The 23,044-nt window shown below is 37.9% G+C and carries 21 protein-coding genes; 12 read left to right on the top strand and 9 right to left on the bottom strand.

What is annotated here, in order from left to right; translation table 11 throughout:
- Positions 1–22 precede the first annotated feature (22 nt).
- The 4 genes from HA632_RS03405 to HA632_RS03390 form a co-directional block, all read right to left on the bottom strand.
- Positions 23–460 carry a TPM domain-containing protein gene (locus tag HA632_RS03405; RefSeq protein ID WP_176305811.1) on the bottom strand — a complete coding sequence of 146 codons (438 nt, stop codon included), beginning with the start codon at positions 458–460 and terminating at the stop codon, positions 23–25.
- Positions 461–469: 9 nt separating this feature from the next.
- Positions 470–1,057 carry a LemA family protein gene (locus HA632_RS03400; RefSeq protein WP_176305810.1) on the bottom strand — a complete coding sequence of 196 codons (588 nt, stop codon included), beginning with the start codon at positions 1,055–1,057 and terminating at the stop codon, positions 470–472.
- Positions 1,058–1,121: 64 nt separating this feature from the next.
- Entirely contained in the window at positions 1,122–1,454 is a 333-nt protein-coding gene (locus HA632_RS03395; RefSeq protein ID WP_176305809.1) for a MerR family transcriptional regulator, read from the bottom strand.
- A gap of 38 nt (positions 1,455–1,492) precedes the next feature.
- Entirely contained in the window at positions 1,493–2,473 is a 981-nt protein-coding gene (locus HA632_RS03390; protein ID WP_176305808.1) for a M23 family metallopeptidase, read from the bottom strand.
- 187 nt (positions 2,474–2,660) lie between these two features.
- Between HA632_RS03390 and alaS the strand changes: the two genes are divergently transcribed.
- The 12 genes from alaS (at position 2,661) to HA632_RS03330 (ending at position 17,788) form a co-directional block, all read left to right on the top strand.
- Positions 2,661–5,297: an alanine--tRNA ligase gene (alaS, locus tag HA632_RS03385; protein ID WP_176305807.1), complete on the top strand. Its 2,637-nt coding sequence runs from the start codon at positions 2,661–2,663 to the stop codon at positions 5,295–5,297.
- 4 nt (positions 5,298–5,301) lie between these two features.
- Positions 5,302–6,132: a hypothetical protein gene (locus tag HA632_RS03380; protein WP_176305806.1), complete on the top strand. Its 831-nt coding sequence runs from the start codon at positions 5,302–5,304 to the stop codon at positions 6,130–6,132.
- 224 nt (positions 6,133–6,356) lie between these two features.
- A complete protein-coding gene (locus HA632_RS03375; RefSeq protein WP_176305805.1) occupies positions 6,357–7,133 on the top strand; it encodes a hypothetical protein in 777 nt (258 codons plus the stop codon).
- A gap of 90 nt (positions 7,134–7,223) precedes the next feature.
- Positions 7,224–8,180 carry a GSCFA domain-containing protein gene (locus tag HA632_RS03370; protein WP_176305804.1) on the top strand — a complete coding sequence of 319 codons (957 nt, stop codon included), beginning with the start codon at positions 7,224–7,226 and terminating at the stop codon, positions 8,178–8,180.
- A gap of 77 nt (positions 8,181–8,257) precedes the next feature.
- Positions 8,258–8,629 carry a hypothetical protein gene (locus HA632_RS03365; RefSeq protein WP_176305803.1) on the top strand — a complete coding sequence of 124 codons (372 nt, stop codon included), beginning with the start codon at positions 8,258–8,260 and terminating at the stop codon, positions 8,627–8,629.
- A gap of 25 nt (positions 8,630–8,654) precedes the next feature.
- Positions 8,655–10,496 carry a PQQ-binding-like beta-propeller repeat protein gene (locus HA632_RS03360; RefSeq protein WP_176305802.1) on the top strand — a complete coding sequence of 614 codons (1,842 nt, stop codon included), beginning with the start codon at positions 8,655–8,657 and terminating at the stop codon, positions 10,494–10,496.
- 63 nt (positions 10,497–10,559) lie between these two features.
- A complete protein-coding gene (locus tag HA632_RS03355) occupies positions 10,560–11,990 on the top strand; it encodes a hypothetical protein (protein ID WP_176305801.1) in 1,431 nt (476 codons plus the stop codon).
- 90 nt (positions 11,991–12,080) lie between these two features.
- Positions 12,081–12,611 (top strand): DUF6252 family protein, encoded by a 531-nt coding sequence (locus tag HA632_RS03350; protein ID WP_194967093.1) that lies wholly within the window; start codon positions 12,081–12,083, stop codon positions 12,609–12,611.
- A gap of 95 nt (positions 12,612–12,706) precedes the next feature.
- Positions 12,707–12,988 (top strand): hypothetical protein, encoded by a 282-nt coding sequence (locus tag HA632_RS03345; RefSeq protein WP_176305799.1) that lies wholly within the window; start codon positions 12,707–12,709, stop codon positions 12,986–12,988.
- A gap of 50 nt (positions 12,989–13,038) precedes the next feature.
- Positions 13,039–14,931, top strand: a complete 1,893-nt coding sequence (locus HA632_RS03340; RefSeq protein ID WP_176305798.1) for a tetratricopeptide repeat-containing sensor histidine kinase — start codon at positions 13,039–13,041, stop codon at positions 14,929–14,931.
- Positions 14,932–14,940: 9 nt separating this feature from the next.
- Positions 14,941–16,893 carry a sensor histidine kinase gene (locus HA632_RS03335; RefSeq protein ID WP_176305797.1) on the top strand — a complete coding sequence of 651 codons (1,953 nt, stop codon included), beginning with the start codon at positions 14,941–14,943 and terminating at the stop codon, positions 16,891–16,893.
- Positions 16,894–17,140: 247 nt separating this feature from the next.
- Positions 17,141–17,788, top strand: coding sequence for a response regulator transcription factor (locus HA632_RS03330; protein ID WP_176305796.1), 648 nt, complete (start codon positions 17,141–17,143; stop codon positions 17,786–17,788).
- Here HA632_RS03330 and HA632_RS03325 read toward each other — a convergent pair.
- The 5 genes from HA632_RS03325 to HA632_RS03305 form a co-directional block, all read right to left on the bottom strand.
- Positions 17,785–18,093: a rhodanese-like domain-containing protein gene (locus tag HA632_RS03325; RefSeq protein WP_176305795.1), complete on the bottom strand. Its 309-nt coding sequence runs from the start codon at positions 18,091–18,093 to the stop codon at positions 17,785–17,787. The genes HA632_RS03330 and HA632_RS03325 overlap by 4 nt on opposite strands.
- Positions 18,094–18,155: 62 nt before the next feature.
- Positions 18,156–19,919, bottom strand: coding sequence for an aromatic amino acid hydroxylase (locus HA632_RS03320; protein WP_176305794.1), 1,764 nt, complete (start codon positions 19,917–19,919; stop codon positions 18,156–18,158).
- Positions 19,920–20,165: 246 nt separating this feature from the next.
- Positions 20,166–20,699, bottom strand: a complete 534-nt coding sequence (locus tag HA632_RS03315) for a DUF4136 domain-containing protein (RefSeq protein ID WP_176305793.1) — start codon at positions 20,697–20,699, stop codon at positions 20,166–20,168.
- 85 nt (positions 20,700–20,784) lie between these two features.
- Positions 20,785–22,767, bottom strand: a complete 1,983-nt coding sequence (locus HA632_RS03310) for a urocanate hydratase (protein ID WP_176305792.1) — start codon at positions 22,765–22,767, stop codon at positions 20,785–20,787.
- Between the two features lie 92 nt (positions 22,768–22,859).
- Positions 22,860–23,042: a DUF5522 domain-containing protein gene (locus HA632_RS03305; protein ID WP_176305791.1), complete on the bottom strand. Its 183-nt coding sequence runs from the start codon at positions 23,040–23,042 to the stop codon at positions 22,860–22,862.
- Between the last annotated feature and the right edge of the window lie 2 nt (positions 23,043–23,044).

Genomic DNA, 23,044 nt, shown 5'->3' with positions numbered 1-23,044 from the left:
TCAGGTTTGGAATTTTCATGTTTTATCCTTTTGATATTTCGTTTGACAATTCATTAGTGTCACCATCTTGGTAAGGGAAGTATTTTTGCAGTTGTTCACCGGCGCGAAGAATACCGTCAATTAAACCTTGTTTGTAATGACCTTCTTTAAAGTTTTTAACCATTACATCACGCGTACAATCCCAAAAATCATTCGGAACCAAATCGTTAATGCCTTTGTCACCGCAAATCACAAAGGTTTTGTCTTTGACCGCTAAGTAAATTAAAACCCCGTTTTTCAATTCGGTTTCATCCATTTTTAATAAATGAAAAACTTCCATCGCGCGCTCAAACGCATCGATGGAAGTGTGTTTTTCTATATGTACTCTGATTTCGCCCGAAGTATTTTTTTCGGCCACGCGGATGGCTTCAACAATTTCTTGTTCTTCAGTTTGGGTTAGAAAATCTTCTACTTTAGACATTGTTATGAATTAGAATTTTACTTCTACCGGTTTTTCAGCACCTTCTACTGCTTTAAACGCTGCTTTTTCTTTATAATCTGATAAGATTAAGTTTCGTGGCATTTTTAAAACATAATTGTTGTATGCTTGAACTGATTCGTTAAAACGTGTTCTGGCTGTTAAGATTTGGTTTTCGGTACTGGCTAATTCGTCTTGTAGTTTCAAGAAATTTTCGTTAGCTTTCAGGGTAGGATATTGTTCCACCGAAACCAATAATCTCGATAAAGATGAAGAAAGTCCTGATTGTGCTGAGTTAAAGGCCGCCAATTGTTCCGGTGTAACATTAGCAGGGTCAATTTTAACCGCAGTTGCCTTTGCTCTGGCTTCAATTACTGCTGTTAGCGTGCTTTTTTCAAAATCTGCAGCTCCTTTTACCGTGTTTACCAAATTGCCGATTAAGTCATTTCTTCTTTGATAAGATGTCTCAACATTTCCCCACTCTTTTTTAACTGCTTGGTCTACTTCAATAGCTCCGTTTTTAACATTAACATACCAGAAGCCAATAATCAAGATTAATCCGATTCCAATAATCCAAGGTAAAAATTTTTTAAAATCCATGTTTGTTTTAATTTAAGGTTTGTTATTAGTTTTTAAATTGCTTTGAATGTTACAAAAACCAAGCCTAAAGTTGGTTCTTGATATTTAATAATTGGGCTTTCACCGTTTCCAGTTTACTAATGATTTCAAACTTGTCTAAGGTTTTCTTTTGACCTTCTTTCAAGTGGGTTTTAGCGCCTTCCAGCGTAAAGCCGCGTTCTTTCACTAAGTGATAAATCAGTTGTAAGTTTTTCACATCTTCCGGGGTGAACATTCGGTTGCCTTTGGCATTTTTCTTGGGTTTCAAGATGTCGAATTCTTTATCCCAAAAACGAATCAATGAAGCGTTCACATTAAAAGCCTTGGCTACTTCGCCGATGCTGTAATATCTCTTTCCTTCTTTTAACTCTATATGCATAGTGTTTCTTGTTTTGCTATGTTTATAAAACCTGAACTTTAGTCAAGCGATTGATTCTCCTGATTCGCCAATTTCGAAATAACCGTATATTCCGCTGCTGAAATATTTCCGTAGTAAAAATTCAACGGATTCACCACTTTGCCGTCTTTGTGCACTTCATAATGCAAGTGCGGTGCTTCACTTCGACCGGTGCTTCCCACATATCCGATAATATCGCCACGTTTGACTCTTTGTCCGCGTTTGACTTTGTACTTACTCAAATGCGCATACAAGGTCAAATAACCATAACCGTGACTGATTTCAATATGATTTCCAAAACCTGATTTCGAGTTATCGGCACTTTTCACTACACCGTCACCGGTGGCAAAAATCGGTGTTCCAGTTTTCGCTGTAAAATCCATGCCTTCGTGCATCTTACGCACTTTGGTAAATGGGTCACTGCGATAACCAAAACCCGAAGCCACTCGCTTCATTTGTTCATTCTTTACCGGTTGAATGGCCGGAATCGCGGAAAGCAGTTTGTTTTTTTCTTTGGCCAATTTCAAAATTTCATCCAGTGATTTAGACTGTATGGCCAATTCTTTAGAAATCACATCCACGCGTTTCGAAGTGTTAATCACCAATTCTGAATTGTCAAATCCTTCTAATTCTTTGTATCGGTTTACACCGCCAAAACCTGCTTTACGTTGTTCTGTCGGAATAGGCGAGGTGTTAAAATAAGCACGGTAAATATTATTGTCGCGCTCTTCTACATCGGCCAAAACTTCTTCGACTTGGTCTATCTTTTTATTCAAAATGGCGTAACGCAATTTCATCGTTTCTATTTCACGCGCCTGTAATCGGTCTTTAGGCGTTTCCAGATAGGAACTGTTCAGTAAAACCACAAAACACAAAAAGCCAAACAAACCCGATGCCACTAAAAATAAACCGATGTAACCCAGTTTCTTGGATAATTTCGGCTTGATTTTTCGGTAAGCTAAACTTTCGGTATCGAAATAATACTTTACTTTTTTCGCCATCTTTTATTTTATACTATTTTTGTGCTTGTTTTAAGAAAACAATGGTTGTACGAACAAATTTAACAAATGTTTCAGTCAATCCCTAAATTTATTTTAGAACTGAATATGGTTATTCGTGGATTCGGTTATTTGAAATCACAAACCAACCAAATGACCGTATAAACAAATAATCGAATTAACATAAAAAATGAAATCACAAGACATTCGAAAAGCCTACTTACAATTCTTTGAAAGCAAAGGACACTTAATCGTACCATCGGCTCCAATCGTTTTAAAAGACGATCCAACCCTGATGTTCAACAACTCGGGTATGGCGCAATTCAAAGAATACTTTTTAGGAAACGGGACACCCAAAAGTCCACGTATCGCCGATACGCAAAAATGTCTTCGTGTCTCCGGAAAACACAACGATTTGGAAGATGTAGGTTTTGATACTTACCACCACACGATGTTCGAAATGCTCGGCAACTGGTCCTTCGGCGATTACTTCAAAAAAGAAGCGCTGGCTTGGGCATGGGAGTTCCTAACCGAAGTGTTGAAATTAGACAAAGACCGTTTATATGTCTCTGTTTTTGAAGGTAATCCGGCTGAGAATGTACCGTTCGATCAAGAAGCTTTTGACATTTGGAAACAGTACGTTTCTGAAGACCGAATCATTTTGGGTAATAAAAAAGACAACTTCTGGGAAATGGGTGACCAAGGTCCGTGTGGTCCGTGTTCCGAAATCCATATCGATTTAAGAACCGATGCCGAGAGAGCCGCTGTTTCAGGAAGAAGTCTAGTAAACGCCGATCATCCGCAAGTGGTGGAAATTTGGAACAACGTCTTCATGGAATTCAACCGTAAGGCTGATGGTTCGTTGGAAAAATTACCGGCACAACACGTCGATACCGGAATGGGATTTGAACGTTTGTGTATGGCGATGCAAAACGTAACGTCAAACTATGACACCGATGTTTTCACTCCGCTGATTGCCAAAATAGAAGAAATTACAAGATTAAAATATACTTCGAATGAAGTTAAAAATATAAGCGAGGAACAAAACAAAACCAACATTGCCATTCGTGTAATCGTGGATCACGTTCGTGCTGTGGCTTTCGCTATTGCCGACGGACAATTGCCGTCAAACACCGGCGCAGGTTATGTAATCCGAAGAATTTTGCGTCGTGCGATTCGTTACGGCTTTACGTTTTTAAATACCAAAGAACCATTTATCAACAAATTAGTAGAAGTTTTAGCCAATCAAATGGGTGAATTCTTCCCGGAAATTAAATCCCAACAACAATTGGTGACCAATGTAATTCGCGAAGAAGAAGCTTCTTTCTTGAGAACGTTGGAACAAGGATTACAGTTGTTGGAAAATGTTGTGGCACAAAACAAAGGAACGGAAGTTCCGGGCGCGAAAGCGTTCGAATTATACGATACGTTTGGTTTTCCAAAAGATTTAACGGCTTTGATTTTGAAAGAAAAAGGCATGTCGTTTAACGAAAGCGAATTCGATGCGGCTATGCAGGAACAAAAAAACCGTTCGCGCGCTGCTTCGGAAGTATCGACAGAAGATTGGTCGGTTTTGATTCCGGGTAATGTGGAAACATTCGTGGGTTATGACCAAACGGAAAATGAAGTAAGAATCACTCGTATTCGTAAAGTTGACAGTAAAAAAGACGGTGTTTTATACCAAATTGTTTTAGACAACACGCCATTCTATCCGGAAGGCGGCGGACAAGTAGGTGATAAAGGAACTTTGGTTTCAGCCAATGAAACGATTGACATCATCGATACCAAAAAAGAAAACAACCTGATTTTGCATTTCGCCAAACAATTGCCGGAGAATGTAAACGCTGCTTTTGTGGCCAAAGTCAATACCGATTTGAGAACCTCGACCTCCAAAAATCACTCGGCTACGCATTTGATGCATTTGGCTTTGAGAACTATTTTGGGAACACACGTAGAGCAAAAAGGGTCGTTAGTGAATCCGAACTATTTGCGTTTTGACTTTTCGCATTTCAGCAAAGTTACCGACGAAGAATTGCGTCAGGTGGAAGCCAGTGTGAATGCTCAAATTGAAGCCCAACTCCAATTAGGAGAATACAGAAATATTCCGATTCAAGAAGCTTTGGACAAAGGAGCTATGGCTTTGTTTGGAGAGAAATATGGCGACACTGTCCGCATGATTGAATTCGGCGATAGTAAAGAATTGTGTGGTGGAATTCACGTTAAAAACACGGCGGATATTTGGCATTTCAAAATTGTTTCCGAAGGTGCGGTGGCGGCTGGAATTCGTCGTATTGAAGCGATTACCGGTGATGCAGTGAAAGATTTCTTTACACAGCAGGAAAATGCTTTGGCAACGATAAAGGAAACTTTGAAAAATCCACAAGATACCATCAAAGCTGTAGTTTCTTTGCAAGAAGACAATGCGAAACTGAAAAAGCAAATTGAGCAATTGTTAAAAGAAAAAGCTAAGAACTTAAAAGGCGAATTGGCGGCTCAATTACAAGAAGTCAGCGGTGTAAAATTCTTAGCGACTCAAGTCGATTTGAATCCTGAAGGCGCTAAAGATTTGGCTTATGAATTAGGAACTTTGGGAACCAATTTATTCTTGGTTTTAGCCACAGCTGAGGAAGACAAACCTATGTTGACTTGTTATATTTCAAAAGAATTGGTAGCCGAGAAAAACCTAAACGCGGGAACAGTTGTTCGCGAATTGGGGAAATACATCCAAGGCGGCGGCGGCGGTCAACCGTTTTTTGCTACAGCCGGAGGAAAGAATGTAGCCGGAATTAAAGAAGCTTTAGAAAAAGCTATTGGGTTTATAAAATAAAAGTATGAAAAAGTTAATATCGATTTTATCCCTATTGACTGTAGTTTTGACCTCTTGTTCCGGAAGTGATGATTCGGCTGAACAAGTAGAATTATTGAATTTTCCGAGAAAGACCATAGATTATTATCAAGATAGCGGCAATACTATAGGTTCAAGAGAAGGAACTTTTAATTACAACGATAATAAGCTGAATGAGATTTTCTACAATGCAGCACAAAGAAAGGTGTTTACCTACACAGGAGATTTTATTACTAAGGTAGAATTCTATGAAGCCAATGCATTGCGATTTGTTGAGAATTTCAGTTACAATAATGGAAAGTTAGTGACTTTTGACAAGTTTGATGTTTTAACCAACAGAAATGAAAATACGGTTTATACCCATCAAACAGACGGAACGGTTGATTACATCAAATTGATTTACAGCAGTTCTATTTCTAATCCATCCGAAACCTTAAGCGGAACACTTTTTTTTGAGAACGGTAATTTGGTTGAAGATGTATACAGTCATGTTATCAATAATTCCAGTACAAATGAAATTAATTACATAGATCGATTTTATGAGTACGATACCAAAATAAATCCGTACAAAAACATCAAAGGATTTTCTTTGCTCATACCTTGGATTAATGAAATGAACACCAACAATTTGGTTTTAGATTACAGTTATGTTGATGCTTACATGAACGGGGTTTTGTTTACCAATTATGTGATTGCCAAAGAGTACGTTTTGGAATATGATGAGCGCCAATTTCCAATAAGATTTGATTATTATACCAATGAAGATTTGGGTGGAAACACACTTTATTTAATCCGAATAACCGACATAGAGTATTGATTCTTTAAAAATACAGTATTCTCACAGTTAAAACCCTTTTAATTGATTGATTGAAAGGGTTTTATTTTATCGATTAAAGGCATCTTGTCATTCAAAATATGCCGAATAACAGATTTATTGACTGTATATCGAAAAATTTTCTTCCCAAAGAGCGGCTTATCTACATTTGACTTGAAATAGAACATGCCCCAGCAAAGTCTATGCAATAAACTACTAATGTGATTATGAAAAAAGCGCTACAACTTCTTTTAGTTTCCTTATTTTTTTTAACGTTTGTATCGTGCTCTAGCGATAGTGATGCCGACAATCCGGTGTTGTTGAAGAAATTGACAGCCCTTACTATGGGCCAAAATGCTACACATACATTTTCATACAACGGAACTAAATTGACTAAAGTTAGCTTCGAAATAGAAGCACAAACTGACGGAATCGGGTATGATAAATATGTTTACAACGGTGATTTAATTACTGAAATCAAACGTTTTAATGCTTCAAATCAAAATACGACTACAACGCAGTTTACTTATAACGCCAATAATCAATTAACCGAAGTTGTCAAATTACAACCGGCTAATAATTATGGTTTCAAAAATGTATTTACCTACAACATTGATGGTTCTGTTTTGGTAACAGGTTTCATTGGAGATACTAATTCACAAACTAATTTATCGGACATTACGGAAAAATTCTATTTCCAAAACGGAGAAGTAAGTCAAAGAGATTACAGTTCAACTACTTTGTCTTTTAGCGTTGCTTATGCTTATGACAATGCTCACCATCCAATGCACAATGTAACCGGAATCAATGCCATTAAATTATACAGCTTTATAGCCAACGGATTGTTTGGGATGCAACACAATATGACACAGCAAACTACTACGATTTCAGGAAATGCGGCTACTCAAGTCACTTTGCAAGCCGATTACAACTCCAGCAATTATCCTGTAGCACTTTACAGTGATAACGGCGAATACCAATACCAATTTGTTTATATAAAATAATTAAAGTCAAACACTATATTCAAACCGAAAACCCTTTCCACTGTCAAGGAAAGGGTTTTTATTTTGTATTTTTGAACCAAATTGTAACCTATGAATTTTAACACCAAAGTTCCCGTTGCTTGTTATGAATATCCAATAGACTATAACGTCAAGTTATTGGCTTTGGGTTCTTGTTTTGCCGAGAATATGGGAGATAAATTCCACTATTATAAATTCCAAATGACCACCAATCCGTTTGGGATAATTTTTAATCCGGTTTCAATTGAGAAACTTGTTAATCGGATAGTGAACCAACGCATGTTTACAGAATCCGATGTTTTCTATCACAACGATTTATGGCATTGTTATGAAGTCCATTCAGAGTTGAGTCATGCTGATAAAGAAGTATTCTTAGAAAGGCTAAATCTGATAATCCAACAATCCAACAATCTAATCCTTCAAGCAAGTCATGTGATTGTTACTTACGGAACGTCTTGGGTTTACCGATTAAATTCGACTAATGAAATCGTTGCCAATTGCCATAAAATTCCCCAAAAAGAGTTTGCTAAAGAAATCCTGTCGCCCGAAATCATTCAGCAATCCATCCAAAATACAATCGCTTTAATCCAAAAAGTAAATCCTGATTGTCGTTTTATTTTCACCATTTCTCCCGTGCGCCATATCAAAGACGGTTTCACAGAAAACCAACGCAGCAAAGCACATCTTATCTCGGCTTTGCACAAATTATTGAATACTGAACACTTCGCACTGAACACTAATTATTTCCCATCTTACGAAATCATGATGGATGAACTTCGGGATTATCGTTTTTATGCCGAAGACATGTTGCATCCCAGTCAAATCGCCATAGACTACATCTGGACTCGATTTTTGGAGCATTATGTTGCCCCAAAGTGTTTTGAGACAATGCAAGAGGTTGCCAACATTCAAAAAGCCTTAGCGCATCGTCCGTTTAATCCTGATACGGCCAGTCACCAACAATTTTTGGCAACCCTTAACCAAAAGATTATCAGGTTACAAGCCGAATTTCCGCACTTTCAATTTTAACAAAATACGACATTTGCCGTATTTCCTGCCTTAGTATTTCGCTATAGGTTTGTTATGTATTTAACAACCTAATAACCATGAAAATAAGTAAGGCACTATTGGTAATCGCTTTTTTCCTGCTGTCTGCTCAAAATGTATTGGCCCAAAAACCGGTACTGACAGATGAGGAAGCAGTAGCGGAAACCGTTACCAAAGAAATTGATGAAGTTTTCCAATCGGAGGAATTTCTTAAAAAGAAAAACAAAAAATATGCTGATGTCAAAGGCACTATGGTCATAGACATTGGCGTGGTTCAAAACGGGAAAGTTTCTTCCTTCTTCAAAGTAGACAGTGACATCAAGAATATTGATTTTATCAACTTCATGTCGAGCTACATTCTCGATCACAAATTCAAATTCAAACTGCAAAAACAACAGCGCTATAAAATCCGCTACACCGTTACTTTTTAACCCTAACAATAAAAGCAATAAAACAATGAAGAAAATTACTTTAGTAATGCTGATACTGAGTTTAGCCGTCGCATTACCAGCAAACGCCCAGTTTGGTAAACTAATAGGCAAGGGCAAATCAGCCGGAAAAAAATCGGGAAGTTTTGGAACCGTTTGGGAATCAGAATTTGACAACAAAGCCTCGCGCCTGGCGGTTTCTGTAAACAATGGTAAATATATCTTGGCGACAGACGATAATTCCGCTACGGTTTTGGATGTTAACGGAAAAACCATTTGGAGTGGCGATTACAAAAAAATTACCACCAACAAAACCAACAAATGCGAATACCAATATGTAATTCAAAAAGCAGAAGGCAAAGGCGGTTATTTGTTTCTTTTTGATGAAAGAAAATTGGGAACCGACAGAGTCGCTGTACTCGATATCGTGACCGGAAAAGAATTGTGGAATTCGGAAGAATACCAAAACTTGATTCAAAAAGGCACCAAAGCTGAAGAAGGTGGAGATGAAGGCGAATTGGATACAGTAAAATACATTTATGAATTAGATGCTTTTCTAATTTCACAAAAAGCCTCTGTAATTTTAGTCAAAGCCGATACCGGTGAAAAAATTTGGGAGACCAATCGTTTCAAAGGTGGAGTTGGAAAATATATTTACGATGCCGGCAGAAACGAAATCATCATGATTAATTTCAAACCAACAGCTTTAGGCGCTTTGTTTGCCGGATTTAAAAACCAGTTGGTAAAAATCAATGCGGTCAATGGAGAGATTCTTTGGGATGCGACTTTCTTGGGTACTATCGAAAAAGAATTGGTTACCAGAAGAGCCATCGTGGATTTGTGGATCAAAGGCGATAAGTTATACATGTACTTAGACGGATTACAAGTTTACAACATCAATAATGGTCAAAAACTTTGGGAAGTGACTTATGAAAACGATATGAAAGGGGCCAATGGTGGACTATTTAGTGGTGGAAAACGCTCTAAAATTTACAGAACTATTGCGGATCCTTTATTTACGGATGATGCGGTTTATATTGTGATTTTAGGAACAAGAGACCGCACCAAATATGTAGAAAAACACGATTTGGCCTCGGGTAAATTACTATGGGCTTCAGAAAAAATTACCGGTGCTTTTTGTATGCCGAATATCTATAAATCGGGAGACAAAGTGTTGGTGCAAGTTGGTGGGAAAGTGCAAGTTCAAGAATTCAGATTAGAAGAAACCTCAAGCGGATTGTCTGCCGGAATGGCGTTGGGTGGTTTTGGCGGCGGTAGTGCTAAACAATGGGTGCCTTATATTTATTGGGACTACAAAGCCCAAAAGAATTCTGTCTTGTGTTTAGACGATAAAACCGGAATTACGGCTTGGCGCTCTGAGAAGTTTGACAAACGCATCACCGATTTTATTTTAGAAAATAATAAAACCTTGTTTGTGGGCGATGGCGATGAGTTTTACGGTTATGATATTGCTTCCGGAAACCAATTGTTTGATGTCAAGCACAATGATGCTAAAGTAGGAAAAGCGACAGATGTCATTGACTTTGGCGAAAATGTAGTTGTACTTTCTGAAAAAGGATTGGCTTCTTATTCCAAAAAAGACGGTAAAAGAGTATATGCTACCGAAAAAATCAGAGGTGTTGATTATTTCTATGAAATTGAAGGAAATTATTACTTAAGAGATCAAAGAAACAGTAAAAATATCATCTACGGTATTGATATGACCAATGGAGAAACCAAAGGTTCGGTGCAATCTAAAGGAAAAGGCGGAAGTCCGCAATACGGTGCCGGAATTGACATTACCGATGATGGTGAATTCATCTTTGCTTTTAAAGGTAAAAAAGTGGAGAAAATCAAAGTGAATAATTAAGTTTTTAAGGAAGTTAGTTTTGGGACTGCAAGCAATTGCAGTCCTTTTTTAATCACAATCATTATGAAAAATATATCCTTACTTTGTGCCGCATTCTTTATGCTGCTTTCTGTGAATGCACAGCAAGTGCAATGGGCTAATAAACTCATCAAGTTCTCTTCCGATTTAGGCGGAAAGCAACACGGAATAAAGAGAATATTAGGCAAACCCGATGTTTTTCCGCAAGGTGGTAGTAGCCCGAATGCCTGGACGCCCAAAAAGGCCTTAGACGGTTATGAATGGGTGGAAGTGGGTTTCGAAAAACCACAAACCGTAAAACAAGTAGCCATTTTTGAAAATCTGAATGCCGGTTGTGTGGTCAGTGTCGCTGTCGACGATGGTTCCGGGAAATACAAGCGCGTTTGGTCACGTAAGCCAAATTATAAAACAGTAACCTTCAAAGCGACCATTCCGGCAGATAGGAATTATTACTTTAAACGCAAACGCAGAAAGATTCAGGAAAGTCCAGATGTAATCAATCCTGGTGTGGAATATGCCCTACTTGAAGAAGCCGTTTCGGGTGTGGTGGCGGTACGGGTTGAATTTAATTTCGCACTGCTTCCCGGACAAAAAGAAATTGATGCCATTGGTATTTCTGATTCAGAAACACCAATACAACCCACTGTTCACAGCACCGCAACCTTTGAAAACCTTTCTTTAGCCCAAACTTTGACAATTCCGGGAATAGTACCTTCCAGTTGTTCGGTTTCGGCAGATGGGACTAAATTTTTTGTCACTGCGATAAACGATACCAAGAATGAAATATATTCTTTTACCAAAGATGCGACCGGAAAATGGAGCAATAAAAAGATAGAGCCTGCTCTTAATGCTAATGACAGATACAATCATATGAGATGCATAGGCAACGACTTAATCTTGAAAGGAGGAGGTTCATATAAGAAAGGAACCCATGAGACCGGTTTTGAACTGTTTGCGGTAAACAACGGTAATTATGAGCATTTGGCCCCCATAAAAGTAACGGCTTATAACAATTACGATGAAACGGCAGACGCTTATCTTACTATAGACAGAAAGGTTTTGTTTATGGGTATTGAGACCGACTTTTCTCAAGGCGCCGGGGATTTGTATTTCGCATTGCAAAAAGAAGACGGGACTTACGGTTTATTGCAAAATATGGGCAAAGTAATTAATTCAGCGGCAGATGAAGGCATGTGCCAATTGCTGTCAGACAACAAAACCATGTTGTTCAGTAGTGACGGATTCAGTGCTTTTGGCAGTTATGATATTTTTGTTTCTTATCGATTAGACGATACCTGGAAAAACTGGTCAGAACCCATAAACTTGGGAAGTAAAGTCAATACAACCGACTTCGACGGCTTGCCGTTTTACGATGAAAAGAACGAAGTACTCTACTATATTTCGAGTCAAAACGAAACCAATATTTTAAAATTTATTCCGTTGCCTAAAGCCGATTTGATGAAGCCTAATGGATGAGTAAGTATGGCTAAAATACGACAAATGCCGTATTGATTAACCAAGAGTAAAATGTAAGATTTGCAGTAATAACTTTAACCTTTTTTAAACATGAAAACTATGAAACAATTCGGAATTGTATTAGCCGTTGCGCTAACAACTTTATTATCATCATGCAGTAGCGATGATGGAGGCGGAGGTGGTGCAACAGCATCGTTAGGACAAGTCAAGGCCAAAGTTGGTGGCTCTAATTTTGTCTCTATGGATTTAGCCACTTTTGCCACAAAACAGGTGATAGGAGGCTTTACTACTATTATTGTGCAAGGCAGTGATGCTACAGGAAAGGCAATTCAATTGATTGTGAGTAACTATGATGGCAGTACAGGAACTTATGAAATCAGCGATACGGCCAATATTTCTGCAATTGCCAGTTATATTGAGGCCAATATCAGTAATCCTATGGCTTCTCAAACTTGGGCTGCGCCATATGATGGTTCAGGAGTGGTTGGTTCCATTACAATCAGTGAAATCTCAGATACCAATGTTAAAGGAACTTTTACTTTTACCGGGAAAAACCAAGATGGAGTTGATACAAAAGCAATTACTAATGGTGCTTTCAACGTAAACTTTACTTCAAACTAATTTTTGTAATTTCAACGGAACAAGAAAATACGGCGTATGCCGTATTTTTTTTTGATTTTTTTTGATAGAATTTTACCCACTACATTCAAATAGGTATGACATTTTTCCTGGCAATCGTTTTTCTGATATTAATCGGACTCATTTTTTATCTGTTGCGCAAAATGCTTTCGGAGAGGAATTCATTTGTGTCAAAGATCAAACCTCTGGAGGAGTTTATGTGGCAACTCAACGAAGAGTGTGTAAAGCAATCTCTTCAACTCCACCTTTCAGAAGAGATGAAAAGAAAGATGAAAGAGGTTAATGCCGTTTTGAATAAAAATGTTTTCGAATTGAATTATCAATTGATGGAAGATTTGTGTCCAAAAAAAGAGATTTAGCCATTGAAAATTTTAACATTTTTAATACATTTATGCTATACAATCTCTACATGAAAAACTTTTATTACTTCATACTCATTGCGTTGCTTATTTCGGTAGAGGCAAATGCTCAGGATATTAAAAAAACACTTGGCAAGGCTTTTACCTCTCAGGATTCTTCCGATTATTATTTTAAAATTGCCAAGAAAAGTATCAAAAACACTGAAGACGAAGCACAATATTATTTCTGTAAGAATGCCCGTTGCACCGATTACAACCAGTTGGATAGTGCCATTGTTTACGGACAACGCGCTATAAAATTGCTCCAAAACGGAGGTGATGTAAGTTCTCTTTTGACGGTTTATAATAATTTGTCAAAAGTTTACCGAAAGCAAGGACAATACGATAAAGCCATTGATTACTCACTGCAAGGCATCCGAGTGGCTGAAAAAGAAAAAAAAGAGAACTGGATTGCTTTTTTCAATGCGATGCTTTCCCTGACTTACCATGATTTTGAGAGTTATCCGAAAGGTGTTTTCTATGGAAAGAAGGCTTTGAAATATTGGGTAAACCAAAAAGAGAAAAGTCCGGAAATGATTAGCAATGCTTTGAATGCGATTGCCATCAACTTTGATGATTGGAACAAACCCGACAGCGCTTTGCATTACCACAAAAAAGTGTTCAAGTATTATAAAGGTAAAGACACACTCTACATTGGTGAAACGTACAACAATATCGGGAATACATTACTAAAGCAAAAAAAGTTTAAAGAAGCTAAAAAATGGATCAGTTTGGCACTCAAAATCAACGACAAGAATTTTGAAGTAAACAATGGTGTAAAAGACAATAATTACTATTATGAACGGGCGACAAATTACACCAATTTAGCCACGATAGCCTACGAATTAGACGATTTTAACGAAGCGGAAATGCTATTCGAGAAAGCTTATTGGTATGCCAAAAAAAGCGATAACGCCGAAAAATTAAGGGATTTTTATTACCACAGAGCCCAATTTAATAAAAAGCGAAATAATCTCTCAAAAGCCGTCCAAGACCAAGAAAGTTACATCAAAATCAGGGATTCGGTTTTTGATGTAGAACGAGCCCAAACCTTTTCCGAGCTCGAAGCCAAATACCAAAACGAGAAAAAAGAAAAGCAACTCTTAAAATCAAAGGCAGACATAAGAGAACGCGAAATCGAGATTGAAAATAAAAACACACAATTTCTCATATTGGGTTTGATTTCATTGGCTTTGTTGTGTATCATTTATTTGGTTTACCGCCAACAAAAAATGAAAATCAAACAACAAGAACAAGAGTTTGAACTCAAATCGGCCATAGCCAAAATTGAAACCCAAAACAAGTTGCAGGAGCAAAGATTAACGATTTCAAGAGATTTACATGACAATATCGGGTCACAACTGACGTTTATTATTTCTTCGGTAGACAATATAAAGTACGCTTTTGACATTCAAAATGCAAAACTCGATGATAAGCTTTCCGGCATTAGTGATTTCGCCAAATCTACAATTATCGAGCTTCGCGATACCATTTGGGCCATGAACAAGAGCCAAATTACCTTCGAAGATTTGCAAACCCGAATTCACAATTTTGTGGATAAGGCTAAAGAAGTCAAAGGAGAAATTCAATTTAATTTCACGGTTGGGCCCGAATTAAAAGACCTGCAGTTTTCCTCCATCGAAGGCATGAACATTTACCGAACGATTCAGGAAGCCTTAAACAACAGCATCAAATATGCCGAAGCAAAAAATATTGGTATTTTGGTTGAAAAAAAAGCCGACAAGATTCAAATTATCATCAAAGATGACGGCAAAGGATTTGATTTAGCCAATACAGAAAAAGGCAATGGCTTGATTAATATGCAAAAACGAATCGAAGAAATCAAAGGAAAATTTACCATACAAAGTTCAGAATCAGGGACAAATGTCACCATATCGTTATAAATGTTGTGTATGAAAAAAGGATTGCTGTTTATTGTTTTGGGACTGATAACGCAAGCAGTAAATGCCCAAAATGCCCAGGATATTATAGACAAATTAAAAAAAGAGTTGCAAGCCAATCCCGATGCCAAAAAAACGGCTTCGATTTATTCCGATTTGACTTGGTATTATTCTAAAATCAGCATTGATTCGGCGTTGTATTATGGCGGAAAAGCCGTGGTTGAATCTAAGAAATTAAACGATTCTGCTTTGGTGGCACAAGTTTACAGCGATATAGGCGCAGTTTATTTTATCAAAGGCGATTTTGTCCATTCTAAATTAAATTATTTAACTGCTTACAAAATCAGAAAGCTCAGAAATGATTTGAAAGGCGTGGCCAAAATCAACAATAACTTGGCCAATATTTATGAAAAGACACACCAATACAAACAGGCAATGGCTTCTTTTCTTGAAGCATTAGAATACTTTGAAGGAATTAAAGACGAAAAAAACACCAGCATCATCAAAGGAAATATCGGTTTAATTCACCTCAAGCTTAAAAATTACCCCAAGGCTTTAAAGTACATCAATGAGGTCGTTCTGTATCAGGAGCAGAATAATTTTACCGAAGAATTGTGTGTCTCTTGCCTTAATCTCGGGAATGTTTATTTGCACATGCAAGACACGATAAACGCCTTAAGATTTTATGACAAAAGCGTAAAAGCTTGTACGGCGGTTGGTAATAAAAAAGGTATTTCGAGTGGGTTTAACAACATCGCTTCCATCAAATCGGAGCAAAAGAAGTCTAAAGATGCTTTAGCTCTTTATGAAAAATCAAAACAAGTTAGGGAAGAACTCAACTCCGACTTAGACAAAGCCAATTTCGATTTAAATTTAGCTTTGGAATTGATCACGAATAAAAAATATATAGCAGCCAAAAAGCTATTGGTTTCTACCAAATCATTTTATGAACAAACCCATCACAACGAGAAACTCCAGAAAAATTATAAGTCTTTGATCACAGTTTATTCGTATTTGAACAAGCCCGACAGTGTGGATTTTTATTTAGACAAATTGGCTGTTTTAGACGAACAATTATTAGTCAGCAAAGCCGAAAAACAAACAGCAGAATTAGAAACCAAATACCAAACCGAGAAAAAGGAACGACTCATCCAGAAATCAAAAGCCGAAATCGCCACACGTGAATTGGAAATTAAGAAAAAAGAAACCCAATTTTTAATTTTAGGTCTGATTTCCTTAGCATTGCTAGTGATAATTTATTTGGTTTACCGCCAGCAAAAACTCAAAAACAAACAGCAAGAACAAGAGTTTGAACTCAAATCAGCGATTGCCAAAATTGAAACCCAAAACAAATTGCAAGAACAACGCTTAGATATTTCCCGCGATTTGCATGATAATATTGGTTCCCAATTGACCTTCATTATTTCCTCAGTAGACAATATCAAATATGCTTTTGATATTCAAAATGCCAAGTTGGATTCAAAATTGTCTGGGATTAGTGATTTTGCCAAATCTACGATTATAGAGCTTCGCGACACGATTTGGGCGATGAATAAAAGCGAAATCACGTTTGAAGATTTACAAGCCAGAATCCACAATTTTATCGAGAAAGCGCAAGAAGCTAAAGAAGACATTCAGTTTAATTTTGACGTTGATGCAACACTCAAAAACATAAAATTTACATCAGTAGAAGGCATGAATTTGTACCGAACGATTCAAGAAGCCATTAATAACAGTATCAAATATGCCAACCCGAAAAAGATCAGCATTAGTATAACGCCAAAAGACAGTGTCATTTCAATCACAATTGCAGATGACGGAATAGGATTCGACATGGAACAGGTAGAATTTGGCAACGGAATCCATAATATGCGCAAACGCATAGCCGATAATGGTGGGTTGTTCGAGATTATTTCCGCAAAAGAAACCGGTACAAAAATCAGTATCCAACTGAAAAATCAATAATTTTTTCGGTTTACCACTTTGATAAAAATACGTCATTTGACGTATTTTTTTTGTGGAATGAATTAATCAAATTTGATTAATCAAGTGGTATTGATTTTTACAGAAAAAACACTTAGGTTGTTTTTATTGTTGTCCTTTTCATTTTGAGGTTTATTCAAGCTAAATCACATTTTGAAAAGGACTTTTTTTGTAAATCAGTGGGTTACCTCAAAAAAAATAGTCAAATTTGTTATATAATTTTTTCGCCATGTCAATCAGAATAGCCATAGTAGACGATAATGTTTTTTTGCAAAAAGCAGTAGCCGAAAAGCTTTCCTTTTTTGACGATATGGTTGTGAAATTTACCGCTATTGACGGTAACGATTTACAGAAAAAGCTGGAAGCCAACAAGTGTATCGATTTGATATTGATGGATATCGAGATGCCGGTTTGCAACGGTATTGAAGCTACTAAAATCATTAAGTCGAAATATCCGCAAATCAAAATCATTATGCTGACCGTTTTTGATAATGATGAAAATATTTTCAATGCCATTAAAGCCGGAGCCGACGGTTATTTGCTCAAAGAAGTCAACCCCAAAGAACTCTATCAAGGGATTATTGAAACTTTGAATGGTGGAGCAGCGATGAATCCTTCCATAGCGTTGAAGACACTCAAATTGCTTAGAAATCCGGTGAACTTTGAAGAAAAATGTGAGGATGAAATCAAATTGACTTCAAGAGAAATTGAGGTTTTGGAACAGCTCAGCAAAGGTTTAAACTACAATGTCATTGCCGACAATCTTTTCCTTTCACCGTCAACCGTTAGAAAACATATCGAGAATATTTATACCAAATTGCAGGTACACAACAAACTCGAAGCCATTCAAAAAGCGAAAAACAACAATTTGATTTAAAGCTTACCTTCCAAGCTCTGCCAACCACCACCGTTTATTACCTCAATGCCAACCGATTTTAAAAGAGAAGCCGCTTGCGCACTTCGCATTCCAGAGCGACAACAAACGATTACCGGTTTGTCTAATTTTTTGATTTCAGCTAATTTTCCGTTGATATTATCTAACGGAATGTTTTTAGAGCCTTTAATGTGTCCGTCACGAAATTCGCCAACAGTTCTAACATCAATAATGACAGCGCCTTTGTTGACAAAATCTTGAATGCTTTCCGATTTGCTGCCTAAGCCTAATAGGTCTAATAATCCCATAATTGTAATTTTTTCAGCAAAGATATTTCGTAGTGAATTGACTCGCAGTAACAAAGGTTACATTAGTGCTGTAAACTTACTTTTTCCAAAAACAAACCCAATCCACCCGAAATTAAATGCGCAATTTCAGGACGGCTTTGTTTGAGTTTTTCCAAATGAATTAAAACGTTGTGCAATAGTTCGGTGTTGCCCTTTTTATCACAAAGTTCCGCTATTTCTAAGGAAAGTAACCAGTCTTTAGGATGTTTGCTTTGAACTAAATCAAAAGTATTTTCAACAGAAATCACCGCAGTCTTGCCTTCACGGATGTTTCTTATATTAAGATATAAACCTTCTAATTCTTCTCGTTCAGCCGATTTTTTAGCCTTAATGGTGTGACTTGACGGTACATGATTAATCATGTCAAAACTGTTCACGTCGGCCGGACCGGAAAAAGCAGAAATCACTTTTTTACCTACAGCCATATCGTAAATACCCCATTCCGGTTGGAATAAAATTGTGTCGTTGTGTGTTACGGTACAGTTTTTAAAACTGATGATGATAATTTCACCTTGCAAATTTCTCGAACCGGTAATGATTTCTCCGGTAACGGTAACATTTCCTTCGAACTCTAATGTCACTTTTTCAGCCTCGTAAATATCATACGCACGTAAATCTCTCGGACTCATATCTTCAATCGCCAAGTTAATACCTTTTAGTTTTCCAATCGGAGAACCAAAACCTTCAGCGTGGTATTGTGTGCCGTGACCCACTAATTCTTTTTCGCGATAGGACAAAGCAGTTTTGCCCGTAGTTTGTACATAAATCGGTTTGCCTTCATGCTCAATCACATTCGTAAACAAACCTGAAATTTGAATTCCGGTACTGAGTTCTATCGTTCCTAAAGCTTTAGAGTTAATTAGTTTTTGAATGCCCGATAATCCACCGGTACGCAAAGCCATGGTATTGGCAAACTCTTCCAAAACCAAACTCAAATGGGCAAAATCGGGTGTGACATACAATTGAGGTTGCGGTTTGGTAATGTCAAAACTTTGATCTGCAGCCGAAATATCATAAGGAATTTTGGTCACGTTGTCTGTCATGCACCATGCACTTTCCCCAATTGAAGAAAGCAATCCGGCACCGTATATTTTCGGATTGTCAATTGTGCCAATTAAGCCGTATTCCACCGTCCACCAATGCAAGTTTCTGATGCGGGACATTTCAGAGAGTTCTCCCATATTATTTTGCAGAAAATCTACTTGGTCTTCTGCCTTCTTGATTTCTTCTTCAGGCGTGTCTTCCGCTTCTTTTAGGATGGATAACAAACGAATCGCTTCATACATTTCATAATCGCGCGAAGACGAAATGGCTTTGCAACCAATTTCTCCAAAACGACGCAAATACTCCGCATATTCCGGATTGGCAATGATAGGAGCGTGGCCTGCACCTTCGTGAATGATATCCGGAGCGGGAGTATATTCAATATGTTCCAATTGACGGATGTCGGATGCAATTACCAAAACGTTATACGCTTGAAATTCCATAAAGGCATTGGGCGGAATGAATCCGTCCACGGCTACAGCTGCCCAACCGATTTCTTTCAAAATACGGTTCATGCCATACATGTTCGGAATACTATCGACTTCCAATCCGGTTTTTTTCAAGCCTTCCAGGTAAGATTCATGGGCTACTTTTGAAAGATAATCCACATTCTTACGCATCACATAACGCCAAACAGCCTGATTAATCGGAGTGTAATCGTTATAATCCTGCGGTTTGATAAACTGCTTTAAGTGCTTTGGTAATCTGTCAATCAAAGGGTTGCTTTCAAAATGGGCTTCCATAAATATACTTTTGTTGTGTTCGTAAATTTACAAATCTTAGCACAAACAAGTGTGATAAAAATCATAAAAAACTTTGAACAGATTTATTTTTAGGAGCTGTTTCCGGCTTTCCGTTATATCTTTTTCTTTTGCAAAGAAAAAGGATGCCACTACAATCCGGGCTAAGAAAATCTACTGCAATAAAAAAACCGCAATATTTCTATTACGGTTTATATCTTAATCTGCCAACTGAACACTGCCAACTCCTTACTTCTTCTGCGGCGGATATAGCTCTAGTATTTTGGTCACAAATTCTTTAATAACTTCATCTTTTCTGTTAGTGTCTTTCGTTAAAACACCTTCGCCTTCGCCTTGCCAAATAAGCTCTTTTTTCTTGGCATCTATAATATCAATGTACAAAGTGCCTTCGGTATGACGGGAAACAGAAGTATTGCCACCCCATAAATAGGGATTCCAACCCCAGCCCCAGCCATAACCCCAGCCGGCATTGAATTGGTTTACATTGACTTCTTCTCTTTCTTTGGTGAAAAACGAAATTAATAAGTCGGGTGCTTCACTTTTAGTAAAACCTTTAGCCGTCATGACTTCATCAATGGAACGCAGAATTCGCTTTTTATCTAAATCAGAAATCTCCGCTTTGTCAATTCCGGTTTTGTGGAACGCATAAGTTTTATAAGGCGTAAAATCGACTTGTTTGTCATAGTCTGAGTTTACTCTTATTGAACTGCAGGAAACTAAGATGAAGAGTAGAAGTAACGGTAAAATTTTAGTTGTTTTCATATTTCATTTTTTTTTAATTGTTAGACTTCTTAGACTGTCAGATTTAAATTTCACTGTGATTATTTGTCTAAGTAAGTCTAATAATCTAACAATCTAACAATCCATCATCAACTATATTAGGGATGGTGACTTTTAATAAAGGTTGCGTCTGCATGGCTCTTTTTATAGCGAAAATAGCACCTTCATTTCGGGCCCAACTTCTTCGGGAAATTCCGTTGTTCACATCCCAGAAAAGCATTGATTCTAAGCGTCTTGACGCTGCTGAACTTCCATCAAGAACCATACCAAAACCACCGTTTATAACCTCGCCCCAACCAACGCCTCCGCCATTGTGAATCGATACCCAAGTTGCGCCACGGAAACTGTCTCCAATCACGTTGTGAATGGCCATATCGGCTGTAAATCTTGAGCCGTCGTAGATGTTGGAAGTTTCTCGGTAAGGCGAATCCGTTCCGGATACGTCATGGTGATCTCGACCTAAAATAACGTAGCCAATTTCACCGCGGGCAATCGCTTGATTAAAGGCTTCCGCGATTTTGATTCGGCCTTCAGCATCGGCGTAAAGGATACGTGCTTGTGAGCCAACGACTAATTTATTTTCTTGAGCACCTTTAATCCATTGGATGTTATCTGCCATTTGCTGCTTGATTTCTTCCGGCGAATTTTGCATCATTTCTTCCAAAACATCACAGGCAATTTTGTCAGTTTTGGCTAAATCGTCAGGATTTCCGGAAGCGCAAACCCAACGGAACGGTCCAAATCCATAGTCAAAACACATCGGTCCCATAATGTCCTGTACATAACTTGGGTATTTGAAATCGATGTGGTTTTCGGCCATAATATCAGCACCGGCGCGTGAAGCTTCAAGCAAGAACGCATTTCCGTAGTCAAAGAAATAAGTGCCTTTGGCGGTGTGTTTGTTAATGGCTGCCGCATGACGGCGCAATGTTTTCTGAACTTCCTCTTTGAATTTTTCCGGATTATTCGCCATCATTTCATTCGATTCTTCGAAAGTAAATCCGGTTGGATAATAACCACCAGCCCAAGGATTGTGCAATGAAGTTTGGTCGGAACCCAAATCAATATGTAAATTTTCCAGATCGAATCTTTCCCATACATCAACAACATTTCCGAGATAAGCTATCGAAACGACTTCTTGATTTTCTAATGCTTTTTTGACTCTTGGGACTAACTCATCAATATTTTGTATCACTTCGTTAATCCAACCTTGTGAATGGCGAATGTGGGTAATTTTCGGATTGACTTCGGCACAAACGGTTACGCAGCCTGCAATGTTTCCGGCTTTGGGTTGCGCGCCTGACATTCCGCCAAGTCCTGAAGTTACGAATAAACCGCCTTTAGGAGATTTTTTGATTTTTCTGAAACCGTTTAAAACGGTGATGGTTGTTCCGTGAACGATGCCTTGTGGACCGATATACATATAACTTCCGGCGGTCATTTGGCCATATTGAGAAACACCTAAAGCATTCATTTTTTCCCAATCATCCGGTTTGGAGTAATTTGGAATTACCATACCGTTAGTCACTACAACTCTTGGTGCTTCAGGATGTGAAGGGAATAATCCCATTGGGTGACCGGAATACATGACTAAGGTTTGCTCTTCGGTCATTTCGGCCAAATATTTCATGGTCAACAAGTACTGCGCCCAGTTTTGGAACACGGCTCCGTTTCCTCCATAAGTGATTAATTCGTGCGGATGTTGTGCCACGGCGTAATCCAAATTGTTTTGAATCATCAGCATGATGGCTTTGGCTTGTTCGCATTTTCCCGGGTATTCCGAAATAGGGCGAGCATATATTTTGTAATCCGGTCGAAGACGGTACATGTAGATGCGACCATAAGTTTCCAATTCGGCTTTGAATTCGGGAATTAAGGTAGCGTGGTGTTGGGGTTCAAAATAACGTAAAGCGTTTTTAAGTGCTAATTTCTTCTCGTCTTCGGATAATATTTCTTTGCGTTTGGGTGCGTGATTGATTTCGGGTTCGTAGGGTTTGGGTTGTGGTAAAACTGCGGGGATTCCTTGTAAAATTTGTTCTTGAAAGGTCATTTTGGTAGTGTTGTAAGTTGTTTGTTTGAGTTGCTGTGTGCCTGAGTCGCTATGTTTCTGAGTTTTTCTCAGCAACTTAGTCACCCAATAACTTAGTTACTTTTTTTAATAGTTCCTGTTTTTTTATCAAATCCGTACGGGCAATGACGGCAACCACTTTTGCAGCAATAACCGCGTTTTAAATGGTATTTTTCGGTGAAACATCGGTAACCTTCGGGTGTTAAGTAATAATCTTCGCCTTCGATTAATTTATTTTCATTATTTTGCTCGTTCATAG

Source organism: Flavobacterium sp. J49 (assembly GCF_011742145.1).
Lineage (GTDB): Bacteria > Bacteroidota > Bacteroidia > Flavobacteriales > Flavobacteriaceae > Flavobacterium.
This window is presented reverse-complemented; position numbering and strand designations above follow the sequence as displayed.

Excerpts from the sequence above, each read along its gene's own strand:
- HA632_RS03390 (WP_176305808.1), bottom strand. The coding sequence starts at position 2,473 with ATGGCGAAAAAAGTAAAGTATTATTTCGATACCGAAAGTTTAGCTTAC.
- HA632_RS03405 (WP_176305811.1), bottom strand. The coding sequence starts at position 460 with ATGTCTAAAGTAGAAGATTTTCTAACCCAAACTGAAGAACAAGAAATT.
- HA632_RS03330 (WP_176305796.1), top strand. The coding sequence starts at position 17,141 with ATGTCAATCAGAATAGCCATAGTAGACGATAATGTTTTTTTGCAAAAA.
- HA632_RS03325 (WP_176305795.1), bottom strand. The coding sequence starts at position 18,093 with ATGGGATTATTAGACCTATTAGGCTTAGGCAGCAAATCGGAAAGCATT.
- HA632_RS03350 (WP_194967093.1), top strand. The coding sequence starts at position 12,081 with ATGAAAACTATGAAACAATTCGGAATTGTATTAGCCGTTGCGCTAACA.
- HA632_RS03310 (WP_176305792.1), bottom strand. The coding sequence starts at position 22,767 with ATGACCTTTCAAGAACAAATTTTACAAGGAATCCCCGCAGTTTTACCA.
- HA632_RS03375 (WP_176305805.1), top strand. The coding sequence starts at position 6,357 with ATGAAAAAAGCGCTACAACTTCTTTTAGTTTCCTTATTTTTTTTAACG.
- HA632_RS03340 (WP_176305798.1), top strand. The coding sequence starts at position 13,039 with ATGAAAAACTTTTATTACTTCATACTCATTGCGTTGCTTATTTCGGTA.
- HA632_RS03315 (WP_176305793.1), bottom strand. The coding sequence starts at position 20,699 with ATGAAAACAACTAAAATTTTACCGTTACTTCTACTCTTCATCTTAGTT.
- HA632_RS03305 (WP_176305791.1), bottom strand. The coding sequence starts at position 23,042 with ATGAACGAGCAAAATAATGAAAATAAATTAATCGAAGGCGAAGATTAT.
- HA632_RS03335 (WP_176305797.1), top strand. The coding sequence starts at position 14,941 with ATGAAAAAAGGATTGCTGTTTATTGTTTTGGGACTGATAACGCAAGCA.
- HA632_RS03355 (WP_176305801.1), top strand. The coding sequence starts at position 10,560 with ATGAAAAATATATCCTTACTTTGTGCCGCATTCTTTATGCTGCTTTCT.
- HA632_RS03380 (WP_176305806.1), top strand. The coding sequence starts at position 5,302 with ATGAAAAAGTTAATATCGATTTTATCCCTATTGACTGTAGTTTTGACC.
- HA632_RS03345 (WP_176305799.1), top strand. The coding sequence starts at position 12,707 with ATGACATTTTTCCTGGCAATCGTTTTTCTGATATTAATCGGACTCATT.
- HA632_RS03400 (WP_176305810.1), bottom strand. The coding sequence starts at position 1,057 with ATGGATTTTAAAAAATTTTTACCTTGGATTATTGGAATCGGATTAATC.
- HA632_RS03395 (WP_176305809.1), bottom strand. The coding sequence starts at position 1,454 with ATGCATATAGAGTTAAAAGAAGGAAAGAGATATTACAGCATCGGCGAA.
- alaS (WP_176305807.1), top strand. The coding sequence starts at position 2,661 with ATGAAATCACAAGACATTCGAAAAGCCTACTTACAATTCTTTGAAAGC.
- HA632_RS03370 (WP_176305804.1), top strand. The coding sequence starts at position 7,224 with ATGAATTTTAACACCAAAGTTCCCGTTGCTTGTTATGAATATCCAATA.
- HA632_RS03320 (WP_176305794.1), bottom strand. The coding sequence starts at position 19,919 with ATGGAAGCCCATTTTGAAAGCAACCCTTTGATTGACAGATTACCAAAG.
- HA632_RS03365 (WP_176305803.1), top strand. The coding sequence starts at position 8,258 with ATGAAAATAAGTAAGGCACTATTGGTAATCGCTTTTTTCCTGCTGTCT.
- HA632_RS03360 (WP_176305802.1), top strand. The coding sequence starts at position 8,655 with ATGAAGAAAATTACTTTAGTAATGCTGATACTGAGTTTAGCCGTCGCA.